Source organism: Novilysobacter erysipheiresistens, from assembly GCF_036663935.1.
Taxonomy (GTDB): Bacteria; Pseudomonadota; Gammaproteobacteria; order Xanthomonadales; family Xanthomonadaceae; genus Novilysobacter; species Novilysobacter erysipheiresistens.
On record NZ_JAXGFP010000002.1, the window covers coordinates 429,221 to 441,905 of the forward strand.

General features: G+C 68.0%; 13 protein-coding genes. 7 read left to right on the top strand and 6 right to left on the bottom strand.

Features of this window, described 5'->3' with window-relative positions; translation table 11 throughout:
• The first annotated feature begins 2 nt into the window (after nucleotides 1–2).
• From minE to SNE34_RS05145, 5 genes are all read left to right on the top strand, one after another.
• Nucleotides 3–278, top strand: coding sequence for a cell division topological specificity factor MinE (gene minE / locus SNE34_RS05125; protein WP_332615305.1), 276 nt, complete (start codon nucleotides 3–5; stop codon nucleotides 276–278).
• 128 nt (nucleotides 279–406) lie between these two features.
• On the top strand, nucleotides 407–877 hold the full coding sequence (locus tag SNE34_RS05130) for a hypothetical protein (protein ID WP_332615307.1): 471 nt from the start codon (nucleotides 407–409) through the stop codon (nucleotides 875–877).
• Between the two features lie 130 nt (nucleotides 878–1,007).
• Nucleotides 1,008–1,751: an endonuclease/exonuclease/phosphatase family protein gene (locus SNE34_RS05135; protein WP_332615309.1), complete on the top strand. Its 744-nt coding sequence runs from the start codon at nucleotides 1,008–1,010 to the stop codon at nucleotides 1,749–1,751.
• The gene (gene clsB, locus SNE34_RS05140) at nucleotides 1,748–2,947 is read left to right on the top strand and encodes a cardiolipin synthase ClsB (protein ID WP_332615311.1); all 1,200 of its coding nucleotides are present in this window, start codon (nucleotides 1,748–1,750) and stop codon (nucleotides 2,945–2,947) included. The genes SNE34_RS05135 and clsB overlap by 4 nt, the downstream gene beginning before the upstream one ends.
• Nucleotides 2,944–3,912 (top strand): lysylphosphatidylglycerol synthase transmembrane domain-containing protein, encoded by a 969-nt coding sequence (locus tag SNE34_RS05145; RefSeq protein ID WP_332615313.1) that lies wholly within the window; start codon nucleotides 2,944–2,946, stop codon nucleotides 3,910–3,912. The genes clsB and SNE34_RS05145 overlap by 4 nt, the downstream gene beginning before the upstream one ends.
• 48 nt (nucleotides 3,913–3,960) lie before the next feature.
• On the opposite strand, the gene SNE34_RS05150 is transcribed toward SNE34_RS05145, so the two are convergent.
• The 6 genes from SNE34_RS05150 to SNE34_RS05175 all read right to left on the bottom strand — a co-directional run bounded on the left by SNE34_RS05150 (nucleotide 3,961) and on the right by SNE34_RS05175 (nucleotide 8,900).
• Complete coding sequence (locus SNE34_RS05150; RefSeq protein WP_332615316.1) at nucleotides 3,961–4,620, bottom strand: pentapeptide repeat-containing protein; 660 nt, start codon at nucleotides 4,618–4,620, stop codon at nucleotides 3,961–3,963.
• Between the two features lie 61 nt (nucleotides 4,621–4,681).
• Nucleotides 4,682–5,932 carry a tetratricopeptide repeat protein gene (locus tag SNE34_RS05155; protein ID WP_332615318.1) on the bottom strand — a complete coding sequence of 417 codons (1,251 nt, stop codon included), beginning with the start codon at nucleotides 5,930–5,932 and terminating at the stop codon, nucleotides 4,682–4,684.
• Nucleotides 5,933–5,942: 10 nt separating this feature from the next.
• On the bottom strand, nucleotides 5,943–7,553 hold the full coding sequence (locus tag SNE34_RS05160; RefSeq protein ID WP_332615708.1) for a DUF4384 domain-containing protein: 1,611 nt from the start codon (nucleotides 7,551–7,553) through the stop codon (nucleotides 5,943–5,945).
• Nucleotides 7,554–7,730: 177 nt separating this feature from the next.
• Nucleotides 7,731–8,132: a hypothetical protein gene (locus SNE34_RS05165; RefSeq protein ID WP_332615320.1), complete on the bottom strand. Its 402-nt coding sequence runs from the start codon at nucleotides 8,130–8,132 to the stop codon at nucleotides 7,731–7,733.
• Nucleotides 8,133–8,207: 75 nt separating this feature from the next.
• Nucleotides 8,208–8,507 (bottom strand): hypothetical protein, encoded by a 300-nt coding sequence (locus tag SNE34_RS05170; RefSeq protein WP_332615322.1) that lies wholly within the window; start codon nucleotides 8,505–8,507, stop codon nucleotides 8,208–8,210.
• A 90-nt stretch (nucleotides 8,508–8,597) separates the two neighbouring features.
• Nucleotides 8,598–8,900 (bottom strand): hypothetical protein, encoded by a 303-nt coding sequence (locus tag SNE34_RS05175; protein ID WP_332615324.1) that lies wholly within the window; start codon nucleotides 8,898–8,900, stop codon nucleotides 8,598–8,600.
• A 487-nt stretch (nucleotides 8,901–9,387) separates the two neighbouring features.
• Between SNE34_RS05175 and SNE34_RS05180 the strand changes: the two genes are divergently transcribed.
• Nucleotides 9,388–11,409 (top strand): M2 family metallopeptidase, encoded by a 2,022-nt coding sequence (locus SNE34_RS05180; RefSeq protein WP_332615326.1) that lies wholly within the window; start codon nucleotides 9,388–9,390, stop codon nucleotides 11,407–11,409.
• Nucleotides 11,410–11,540: 131 nt separating this feature from the next.
• Complete coding sequence (locus tag SNE34_RS05185; RefSeq protein WP_332615328.1) at nucleotides 11,541–12,629, top strand: aromatic ring-hydroxylating oxygenase subunit alpha; 1,089 nt, start codon at nucleotides 11,541–11,543, stop codon at nucleotides 12,627–12,629.
• Nucleotides 12,630–12,685 lie beyond the last annotated feature (56 nt).

Sequence of the window (12,685 nt, forward strand, 5' to 3'; positions counted from 1 at the left end):
ACATGGGTTTGTTCGACTTCCTGCTGGTCAAGAAGCAGACCGCATCGGTCGCCAAGGACCGACTGCGGATCATCGTCGCCCACGAGCGCGCCACTCGCGGCGGTCCCGACTACCTGCCGATGCTGCAGCGCGAGTTGCTGGAGGTGATCCGCAAGTACGTCAGCGTCGATGCCGAGGCGGTCAAGGTCGACCTGATGGGCGATGGCGACAACAAGGTGCTGGACATCTCGGTGTCGCTGCCGGACCAGCGCGAGGCGCGCGCGGTCGCCAACGGCTGACTGCACCCGGTACGCCTAAGCACACGACCGCACTCCTGTAGGAGCGGCTTCAGCCGCGATCTGGAATCGTTCGCCCACGCCGACTTCCGATCGCGGCTGAAGCCGCTCCTACACAATCCCGATCTTCCATGCTCACCCTTGCCGATATCGGTTTCGACGCGCCAACCGCCCTGCTCGCCCGCTACGGCCTGCAACTTGTCCGGGTCGCCGACGGCGCGGCGATTCCCGGAAGCTACTGGGGCGAATCCGAAGCCGGCCTGATCGGCGAGCGGGTCCACGCCCGCGCCGACACCCCGGTGCACTCGCTGCTGCACGAAGCTGCCCACCTGATCGTGCTGCCGTCGGAGCGCCGCGCGACGGTGCATACCGACGCCACCGATTCGGTCGAGGAAGAGGACGCGGTCTGCGTGCTGCAGGCGCTGCTCGGCGATGCCCTGCCGGGGGTCGGTCGCGAGCGGGTGCTGGCCGACATGGACGTGTGGGGCTACACGTTCCGGCTCGGTTCGGCAAAAGCCTATTTCGAACACGACGCGGAGGCGGCGTGGCAATGGCTGGCGCAACGCGGGCTGGTCGACCCGGACACACGCCTCCTGCAATAGTCCGGCTGCGCCGAGACGCACAAAAATCGCGATCTCGTGTGACCCACCGGCGACGTGGCCTGCACGGATTGGCGCCTACAGTCGGCCGTGCTGCGTCGGGCCCGTCGCCGGCGCCGGAGTGCCTTTCCGCATGGTCGCCTTCACCCTGCTCACGGTCAACATCCACCAGGGCTTCAGCGCGCTCAACCGGCGCTTCATCCTGGCCGAATTGCGCGAGGCCGTGCATGAGGTGTCGGCCGACGTGGTGTGCCTGCAGGAAGTGCTCGGCGCCCACGAGCCGCTGTCGCGCCGGCACGGCGACTGGCCATCCACCCCGCACTACGAATTCATCGCCGACACCCTCTGGCCCGAGTTCGCCTACGGCCGCAATGCGGTGTACCCGCACGGCCACCATGGCAACGCGGTGCTGTCTAAATTCCCGATCGCACGCTACCTGAACCACGACGTCTCGATCCCCGACACCGAGCAACGCGGCATGTTGTGGTGCGTGCTCGACGTGCCGGGCCGGAACCAACAGATCCACACGGTATGCGTGCACCTCGGACTGCGCGAGTCGCACCGGCAGCGGCAACTGCAGGCGTTGTGCCGGCTGATCGAAGAGCAGATCCCGACCGACGCGCCACTGGTGGTCGCCGGCGATTTCAACGACTGGCGCCGGCGCGCGGACCGCCTCCTCGCCCCCTGCAATCTGCGCGAGGCATTCGTGGCGACGACCGGGCGGGCGGCGCGTACGTTCCCGGCGCGCTGGCCGGTGCTGGCGCTGGACCGGGTGTACTCGCGCAACGTGCAGGTCGAGCGCGCCCGGATCCTGTCGGGGCGGCCGTGGTCGCACCTGTCCGACCACGCGCCGCTGCTGGTGGATGTCCGCGCATGAGCCGCGCCTGGAGCCAGGGCAATCGTGTGCGGTTGCTGGAGAACGGCGAGACCTTCTTCCCGGCGGTGCTGGACGCGATCGACGGCGCGCGCGAAGAAGTCATGATCGAGACCTTCATCCTGTTCGAGGACAAGGTCGGCAAGCGGCTGCATGCCGCCCTGGTCGCCGCCGCGCAACGCGGGGTGCGGGTGGAACTTAGCGTGGACGGTTACGGCTCGCCCGACCTGTCGCCGGCCTTCATCTCGGCGCTGACCGACGCGGGCGTGTGCCTGCGCGTGTTCGATCCGAAGCCGCGCCTGTTCGGCTTCCGCACCAACCTGTTCCGCCGTCTGCATCGCAAGATCGTGGTGGTCGACCGCCAGTGCGCATTCGTCGGCGGGATCAACTTCTCGGCCGACCATCTCGCCGATTATGGCGACGGCGCCAAGCAGGACTACGCGGTCCGGATCGACGGGCCGGTGGTCGCGGAGATACGGGCGTTCGCGATCGCCGCGTTGCTGGCGCCGGCCGCACCGCGCGACTGGACGCGGCCCGCGGACAAGGCACCGGCTGCCGTGGGCAATGCCGAGGTCCGCTTCGTCACCCGCGACAACGGCGGACATCTGAACGACATCGAAGACCAGTACCTAGCGGGTATCCGCGCGGCGAAGGACGAGATCCTGATCGCCAACGCCTACTTCCTGCCCGGCTATCGCCTGCTGCACGCGCTGCACCGCGCCGCCAGCCGCGGGGTGCGCGTGTCGCTGATCCTCCAGGGCGCACCTGACATGCCGATGGTGGCCAATGCCGGGCGCCGGCTGTACCCCTACCTGATCGGTGGCGGCGTGCACATCTACGAATATTGCGAGCGGCCGTTGCATGGAAAGCTGGCGGTCATCGATGACAACTGGTCGACGGTGGGCTCGAGCAACCTGGATCCGCTGAGCCTGTCGCTGAACCTGGAGGCCAACGTGCTGATCCGCGACCGCGCGTTCAACGCCGTGGTGCGCGAACGATTGCAACAGCTCATGGACGTCCACTGCCATCGCGTGCGTCGACAGGACCTCCCGCCGCGCACGCCGCTGCGCACCTTGTGGAGCCTGCTGGTATTCCACACGGTGCGACATCTTCCCGCCTGGGCCGGGTTGTGGCCGGCGCACACGCCGCACGTCACATTGTTGCGGCCGCGGCGGGCAACGCCGGTGCAAAAGCAATGAAATGGCGGGCGCGACTGCCGTGGTTGCGACGGGCGCTGGTCGCCGGGTTCCTGCTGGTGGCGGCATTCCTGCTGTGGCGGTATGCGCGAATGGTCGACTGGCACGAGGTCGTGGCCGCGATCGCCGGTTATCCGGCATCGCGCCTGGCGCTGGCAGCGGCCGCGTCGCTGCTGGCGTACTCATGCTATTGCAGCTTCGACGTACTGGCCCGCGCCTACACCGGGCACGCGTTGCGGTTGCGACGGGTGCTGGCGATCGCCTTCGTCTGCTATGCGTTCAACCTCAACCTCGGCGCGGTGGTCGGCGGCATCGGCTTTCGCTACCGGTTGTACTCGCATGCCGGGTTGCGGTTGTCGACGATCTCTCGCGTGGTCGCCTTCACCATTGCCAGCAACTGGTCCGGGTTCCTGCTGCTAGGTGGGCTGAGCCTGGCGTTCGCTCCGGTAGCGCTGCCGGCGCAGTGGCCGGTGGCGCCGTGGGTATTGCCCGTGGCCGGGTCGGTGATGCTGGCCGCGCTGGCCACATGGCTGGGCCTGTGCGCGTTCTCGCCGCGACGCAGCTGGTCGCCCCGCGGTCACCGGATCGAGTTGCCATCGCTGGCGATCGCGCTGTCGCAACTGGTGTTGGCCTGCGCCAGCTGGCTCGCGATCGCGACCATCCTCTACCTGTTATTGCTTGCGGACGTCGCCTTCGTCACCGTTGCCGGCATCCTGCTGTTGAGCGTGCTGGCCAACCTGGTGATCCGCGTCCCCGCCAACCTCGGGGTGATGGAAGCGGTGTTCGTCGCCCTGCTGGGCGCGCAACTGGGAACCGCGCAGGTGCTCGCCGCGGTACTGACCTGGCGGGCGCTGTTCCATATCGGGCCGCTGCTGCTGGCGGCGATGCTGTACCTGTTTCTCGAAGCACACGCCGGGCGCAAGCCGGCCGCACGCCGGAACGAGGCCCAGCGAAGCGATCACGATTGAGCATTCGCGGTGGTTCTGCCGCCGAGGCGACCTCGGCGGCGCCCCGGCTCAGCGGCAGCCGCCGACCGAACCGCTGTTGCAGACGCGGCCATCGACCCAAGTCGCGCCATCGAATCGCGCGCCCGACAGCTCGGCATTGACCAGGTTCGCATTGCGCAGGTTGGCACCGCGAAAGTCGGCGTCGACGAGTTCGGCATTGGCGAAGTTGGCGCCGACCAGGATCGTGTTGCGGAAGTCGGTGCGATTGAGCTCGGAGTTGACGAACGCGGCACCGGCCATCCGCCGGCCCGAGAAATTGCTTTCGTCCAGGTCCTGGTTGACGTAGCTGAGCGTGCCGCCGGCGGCGGAACCGGAGGTGATCGTGCGCCCGCCCACGGTGGTGGTCGCGCGACCGCCGTCGGCACCGGTCACGTGCACGCCGCCGTCGGCGCGGACATCGACCCGGCCGCGCTGCACGTTGTCGCCGTCGTTGCGGTAGTCGCCGCTGCGCGAGGAAATATCCTGACGGCCGTCGGCTTCGATCCGTGCACCGTTGGTGTGGACGTCGGCCCCGTCCTGGCCGGCGCGGACGACGGTGCCGTTGCCGCTGTCGACGCGGACGTTGCCGTTGGCATCGACATCGACGCTTTGCGCGAATGCGGGCGTCGCCAGAAAGGCGAGCAGCAGGCCGCCGCCGGCAAGCATGAGACGTGATCTGCGAAGGGTCATGGCGCGCTCCTGTGGGGGATGGGTGACGCGGGAGGGAATGGGTGGTTCAACGGCAGGCGGTTCAAGGTTCTAGTGCGGACAGGCCGCTGAGCGGGTCATCCAGTTGCGGTTGCGCGGCGGCGGCCACGCTGGACACCGGGCTCGTGCCGGAGTCGCCCACCGCGGCAAAGGCCAACTGGCGCATCCATCCAGGATCGAACCCGCCGCCGGGCAGGCTGCGCGACTGGATCAGCCCCAGCATCTGCTGGGCCGGCTTGCTGCCATTCGCCGCCGCCCGGCGATACAGCTGCAAGGCCTTGCCGTAGTCGACCGCCACGCCATCGCCGCGATGGTGGCGACGCGCCTGCTCGAACAACGCGTCCGCATCGTCCGCCGCGATGGCCGGCGTGGCTTCCTGCTCACGCGCCTGCTCGCTGCGCACGAGGCTGGCGAGGTTGCCCTTCGCCGCCGCGCTGCCGCTGTCGGCGGCGCGGCGGTACCACATCTGCGCGGTGGTCCGGTCGCCCTGCAACTGGTAGTGGACGCCCATCGCGTTCTGCGCCACGGCATCGCCGCCGCGCGCGGCACGCTCGCGGAATTCGCCCTCGCGACGGCTCGCACCGGGCCGTGGGTCGGCCGCCAGCAGCAACGCGGCCAGATAGTCGGCGCGGGCGAAGCCGGCTTCGCTCAGCTGTTGCAGCAGCCGTCTTGCGGCAACCGGATCCCGGGCGATGCCCAGGCCCAGTCCCTGCAGATAGGCGTACGCCATCGCCGCCCGGCGGTCGCCCGCCTCTGCCGCGGTCCGGAACCAGCGCGCGGCCTCGGCATAACTGCGCGGATCGCCGTCGCCGCGGTAGGCCTCCAGCCCACGCTGCAGCGGATCGGGGGCGACCTCCCCGGTGTTGGCGTCGGCCTCGGCGTCGGGGAGCAACTGGCCCTGAGCGGGATCGCTCGCTGGAACCTGCCCGGTCGCCGCCGGCGTGGTCGCCGGCACCGATGGCCAGCGGATGTTGCCGGTCGGCGGTTCGGGGGCGGCAGAACCGGGGGCCGACTCGGGCAATCCGGTCGGCGTGGACTCCGGCGGGACTGGCGACGATGGCTTCGCGGGAACAATCTCCGCGGCCTCGCCGCCGGCCGGCACGACTTCTGACACGGAATCTGCCGGGGTCCCGCCATCCGGCGCCGGCACCGGCACCGGTGCCAGCACCACTGGCGGCGTCATCGGGACGATCTCCGCCCGTACCGGCACCGTCGACAACCCGGCCACTAGGCCGAACCCCGCCAGCATCGCGGTACGCACCGCCAGCGAACGGCCCGAATCCAGCCAGGGCATCAGCCGCGCCTCACGGGGTCACCGACCACTCGACCCGGCCCCTGCCGACACCACCGCCCACCGAGCGGCGATAGTCCTGCTCGAGCGCATCCAGCGAACGCACGTCGAGCGGCGTCAGCGCCGGTGCCTGCAGGGCCGCCGGCAACAGCGCCGACGGATCGACCGGGCTGGCCAGGCAGCGCAATTCCTCGATGCCGGGCGCGGTGAGCGCGATCGCGAAGCTCTGCGGGTTGCCGACATCGGGCACCAGCAGCGCGCGATTGCCTTCGACCAGCGCGGTCGGCTGCAGCGGGTTGGGATAGACCTGCGCGATCGCGCCCTTGGCATCGCGGTAATAGCACTGCAGGTAGGACGTGCGGTCGACGCTGATGTTGAACGACAGCAACTCGCCCAGCGGCCGTGCCTTGCCGGCGGTGGGCAGGGTGATCTCGACTCGCGGCAGGCGCGGCTTGGTCGAATCCAGCGCCGGGCTGCCGTTGCGCGGCTCGACGGCCAACGCCGGTGGCAGGCGGCTGTCGGTCGATCCGGCCTCGCCCCATCCGACCTGCACGAAGTTGCCGTCGCCGTCGGTGCGGACGTAATCGCGCGCCAAGTGCTCGTAGGTCTCGAAGCCGGATTGGCCGGTCGCCAGCAGGCCCTGGTCCAGTTGGAACCGCTGGATCGCCAGCCGCAGCTTCGGGGTGATCTGCGTCGCGCTGGCGTCGCCGGCGTAGTAGCCCTTGGCACGCAGGCCGCGCTGGATGAACCCCACGCGCTCGCCTTCGTCCATCTCCAGGAACCACTGGCGAAGCTGGCGCTGGAACTCCGGATGCGCCTGGTCGAGCGCGAGGCACTGCCAGTACGGCACCCGCGCCCACTTGCCGACCAGCTCGATCATGCTCAGGTCGATCAGGGTGCGCGCCGCCGGGCCGACGCCCTGCGAATAGTCGCCGCCGACCTCGATCTGCACGCCGGCCTTCTTGATCCGGCCGCCGATGTCGATGCCCGAACCCTTGGCGGCGATGGTGATTTCGTTGGCCGAATGCACGCCCGGAAGCAGCGTGCGGGTGATGAAGTCGCCCAAGTGGAAGTCCATGCCCATGACGCTGCCGGCGAGGTCGCGCGACCAGCCGATCTCCGCGTCCTCCGACGCCGCGCCGAAGCCGCGCCGGTCGATCATGACGTTCTGGTCGAGGAAGCTGATCGCACCCGACACGTACAGCTGCGGCATCTGGATCAGCATCTGGTTGCTCTGCAACATCAGCCCGCTGAGGGTCTGGACCGTGTCCTGGTTGAGCGGGTTCACCTCGTAGTCGACGAAGCGGAAGGTGTTGCTCAGCCGCGACATTTCCGACAGCGACGTGATCAGCATGTCGGTGGCGGAGACGTACACCTTGCCCGACGCGTCCGGGATGTCCTTGGAGGTGATCGTGACCTGGTTGATGTGGTTGTCGCGCAGCATCCGGTCCATGCAGGCCAGCGAGTCGTTGAAGCTGCTGACCGAGCGCACCGGCCACACCACCGGGCGGTTCTCGACCGTGGCCTGGTCATAGAACTCGGCGTGTTTGCGGGTGCCGTTCTTGCCCAGCGTGCCGCATCCCGCCAGCACGGTGACCGCCGCCGCGATCGCCAGCACCTTCATCCCCACGCTCTTGTTCCTCGCGCCCTTGTTCCCCTCACCCTTCACCCCAAGCCGTGCCGAACACGCCCGCCTACGCTGGTTGGTCATCCGTCGTGTGTATCCGTATGAGATTGAATTTCGGCCGACAGCATCCATCCGGACACGCGTCCGGCACCCTCTGGAGTGCTGCAGTCGGTGTTACTTGCAGACGTTGATCACGCTGCCGTTGACCACCACCACGCGTTCCTGCTGCTGTCCGCGCGGGCTGGGGCCGTAACGCGGGGTGAAGCTGCCGACGGTGGTCGGCGTCTGCGCGGTGGTGCCGACATTGGTGATGCAGGTCTTGCCGCCGCCCGGGCCACTGTCGATGACGGTGGTGTCCTGCGGGGTCTGGCTGGTGGCGCCGGCGATCCAGCGCTTGGCCTGGACCTGGCTGACTTTGGCGCGATCCCACGGATCGATCCCGCGGCGTGGCGTGACGTCCTTCTGCTGCGCCTGCGCCAACGGCGCCAGCACCGCGAGGACCAGTGCCAGCCCGGCGATGCGGGCGCCGGCGGCGGACAAGCCCGGTACGGACCAGCGTGTTGCGAGCATCTTCATGCGGTTTGCCCCTTCATTGCAGCCTCGCAAGAGGCCACGGGCGCACGCCAGGCGCGCCCGTGACTCCGGAAAGGCTTACTCGCCTTCGTTGGACGAGACGTTCTGGGTGGCTTCCGCCATCGCGCCGGTCGCGGTGTTGGCGATCGCGCCGTTGACGGTGGTGGCCTGGTTGTTGTTGCCACCGATATCGACGTTGCCCTTGTTCGACGACACGTTCTGGGTCGCCGTGGTCATCGCGCCGACCGCGGTGTTGGCGATGGCGCCGTTGACGGTGGTTTCCTGGTTGTTGTTGCCGCCGATCTTGACTTCCGCGAGCGCGGTGCCCGACAGGATCAGGGTGGCGGCGGCGACCAGCAGCAGGGGGGACTTCTTCATCGGATGGTTCCTCGTCGTCTGGCCCGAAAGGGAAAATGCACACTCGCGTGCGGGCCGGACACGCGAGTCGGATGCCTCGTCGTGGCCGGTCTACTCGTCGCTGACCGAGCCGATATTGATGATGGCCTTGGAGCCGGAGCCGGAGGCCTCGTTGTGGATCGAACCGTCGACCGACACCGACTGGCTGTTGCTGCCGACGCTGGCGCCGCTGACCGAGCCGATGTTGACCTTGGCGGTGGCGCCGGAATTGGCCTCGTTGGTGATGCTTCCCGAGACGTGGACCGTCTGCGAGTTGCCGCCGCTGATGACCACGCGCTCCTGGGCGAAGGCGCCGCCGGAGGCCGAAAGGGCCAGCACTGCGGAAACTGCCAGGATTCGATGCGTCTTGTTCATGCCGTTCCCCATGGATTGTCGTGGTCCTTCGCCAAGGCAGGCGGTCGGGACAACCTGCCGTAGAGCGTCACTTTTTCGAGCGACTATCGTGTTGTCAAATCAAGGTTTTGTGACGACCCCGCCGCCAATAGCGGCCGAGGATGACAACCGCAAGCGTTTGGCGCGTTGATGGCCGTTTCTGCGCGATCGAGGAAAATTCCCGTCGAACAAGCGAATTTTTGCTGGATTTCACTTTTCGGACACACCGACTTGGCGGTTTTGGTGCTGGTTCCTGAAGGATTCCTGACTGGGGCTCCGGGCGGATCCGCCTTTTTCGCCGCCAGCGAAAAAGTGACGCAGGACGTCATATGCGCGGATTCCGCGCGAATCGCGCCGCCATGGCTCCCGGTACCTAGCCCTCCCCCGCTCGCTTGCACCGCGCCCGCCCCCTCTCTAGCCTTCGGAATTCGGCGCGATGAACGCGCTCCAACACACGGAGTCCTTCCCGATGAAACCCGTCCGCGCACTTCTTGCGCTCAGCATCACCGCGGCCGTGATCGGCCTGGCCGGCTGCGACCGGTCGCCGACTCCGGACACGGAACGCGAGACCGCCACCGGCACCGCCACGGCGGAGGAGACCGCCGACCAGTTCATCGCCCGGGTCAACGACGAGTTCATGGAGATGTACCCGCAGCTCACCGCGGCGCAGTGGCTGTCCTCGACCTACATCAATGACGACAGCCAGTTGCTGTCGGCCAAGGCCAACGAGCGCTACCTCGCCCAGCTCAACAGCTGGATCGAGCAGTCCAAGCGCTTCGAGGGCCAGCAGATGTCGGCCGAGACCGCGCGCTCGATCCAGTTGCTGAAGCTGGCGACCGCGATGCCGGCGCCGACCGATCCGGCCAAGCTGGCCGAGCTGACCCAGATCGTGACCCGCATGGAAGGCCTGTACGGCTCCGGCACGTACTGCACCGACCCCGCCGACGAGTCGACCTGCCGCCAGCTCGGCGAGCTCGAGGACGTGCTGCGCAACAATCGCGACTACGACGCCCAACTGGAAGCCTGGCGCGGCTGGCACACGATCTCCCCGCCGATGCGCAAGGACTACACCCGCTTCGTCGAGCTGGTGAACCTGGGCGCCGATGAGATGGGCTTCGCCGATGCCGGCGAGATGTGGCGCTCGGCCTACGACATGAGCCCGGTCGAGATCGCCGCCGAGACCGACCGGCTGTGGAGCCAGGTCAAGCCGCTGTACGAGCAGTTGCACTGCTACACCCGTACCCGCCTGACCGCCCGCTACGGCGACAAGGCCCAGGTCGCCGGCGGCATGCTGCCGGCGCATCTGCTGGGCAACATGTGGCAGCAGGACTGGGGCAACCTGTGGGACGTGGTGGCGCCGTACGAAGGCGCCGGCAGCCTCGACATCACCGGCGCGCTGGAGTCGCGCTACCAGCAGATCCATGCGCAGAAACTGGCCCAGCACACCGGCGACCGCGACCCCGCGACGCTGGCGCAGATCGAGCAGGACGCGCAGGAAGCCGCCGCCCGGCAGATGACCAAGCGCGCCGAGGACTTCTACGTCTCGCTGGGCCTGACCAAGCTGCCCGACAGCTACTGGGAGAACACCCAGTTCATCAAGCCGCGCGACCGCGACGTGGTCTGCCACGCCAGCGCGTGGGACATGAACATGCGCGGCGACGTGCGCACCAAGATGTGCATCAAGCCCAACGAGGAAGACTTCACCACGATCTACCACGAGCTCGGCCACGTGTATTACTACCTGGCCTACAACGACCTGCCGCCGCTGTTCCAGGCCGGCGCACACGACGGCTTCCACGAGGCGATCGGCGACACCATCGTGCTGGCGATGACGCCCAAGTACCTGGAGTCGATCGAGCTGGTCGACGCCCAGCAGCAGTCCGAGGAAGCGCTGATCAACGCGCAGATGCGGATGGCGCTGGCCAAGATCGCGTTCCTGCCGTTCGGGCTGATGATCGACCGCTGGCGCTGGGGCGTGTTCGACGGCTCGATCGAGCCGGGCGAATACAACCAGGCCTGGTGGGACCTGAAGGCCAAGTACCAAGGCGTGGCGCCGGTGGAAGCGCGCGGCGAGGAGTTCTTCGATCCGGGTTCGAAGTACCACGTGCCGGGCAACACCCCGTACACCCGCTACTTCCTCGCCCACGTGCTGCAGTTCCAGTTCTACAAATCGCTGTGCGACGCCGCCGGCTACACCGGCCCGCTGCACCAGTGCAGCTTCTACGGCAACAAGGCCGCAGGCGCGAAGCTGCAGGCGATGCTGAGCAAGGGCGCGAGCCAGCCGTGGCAGGCCACGCTGAAGGAACTGACCGGCGGCGAGAAGATGGACGCCAGCGCGGTGCTGGAATATTTCGGCCCGTTGCAGGAGTGGCTGGTGCAGCAGAACGAAGGCCAGACCTGCGGCTGGCAGCCGAGTGCGACCGCGGCCGCGCCGGCTGAAGAGCCGACTGCTGAAGAGCCGGCCGGGAAGCCGATCCCCAACCAAGGCTGACCGCCCTTTGTAGGAGCGGCTTCAGCCGCGATCTGGATCGGGCGCACGCGCCGGTTTCAGATCGCGGCTGAAGCCGCTCCTACAGGTTTTGCGCGGATGCGGTGTCCATGCACCGGCGGCATACTGCCGCCATGGACACCGCCACCGACCTCGCACCACAACCACGCGACCACGCCACCGCCCTGCCGGCGCGCTTCTACACAGACTCGGCCATGGCCGCGCTCGACCGTCGCGTCGCCTTCGACCCCGGCTGGCAACTGATCGCCCACGTCTGCCAGCTCGCCGCGCCCGGCGACCACGTGATCTCCGACTTCGCCGGCCTGCCGGTGATCGCGGTACGCGGCAATGGCGGTAGCGACGCACCGGAGGACATCCGCGTCTTCCACAACGTCTGCCGCCACCGCGCCGGGCCGATCGCCAGTTGCGACGGCCTCGCGGCCAAGTCGCTGCGATGCCGCTACCACGGCTGGACCTACGGCCTCGACGGCGTACTGAAGTCGGCGCCCGAGATGGGCACCGCGCCGGACTTCAACGTCGCCGACGTGCGCCTGCCGCAACTCGCGGTACGCGTGTGGCAGGGCCTGGTGTTCGCCTGCGTCGACGCGGCTCGCACGCCGGATTTCGATGCCTTCATCGACGGCATCGACGCCCGCCTCGGCCCCGACCGCGGGCTGGCGCATTACGGCCACCACCACCGGGTCGGCTACGACGTCGCCTGCAACTGGAAGGTCTACGTCGACAACTACCTGGAGGGCTACCACGTCCCCCACATCCACCCTGGCCTCAACAAGCTGCTCGACTATCGCAGCTACATCACCGAGACCGCGCGGTGGTATTCGTACCAGTGGAGTCCACTCGAAAGCGGCGACGGCCTGTATGGCGACGGCGACGCGCTGTACTACTGGCTGTGGCCGAACACCATGCTCAACATCCTGCCCGGTCGCCTGCAGACCAACCGCGTGGTGCCGCTCGGCGTCGACCGTTGCCGGGTCGAGTTCGACTTCTACTACACCGCCGACGAGTCCGGCGAAGCCCGCGCGCGTCGCGAGGCCGACCTTGCCTTCAGCGACGAAGTGCAGGTCGAGGACCTGACCATCTGTGAAGACGTCCAGCGTGGACTGGCATCCGGCTCATACCAACCCGGCCGGCTCAACCCGCTGCGCGAGAACGCCGTGCACCACTTCCACGAGCTGCTGCGCGACGCCTACCGCGGCGATTGATGCAGTCGGCGCTCTGACGCCTGTTCGGGGCTGAACGCTTGTCCCGGACTATAGGA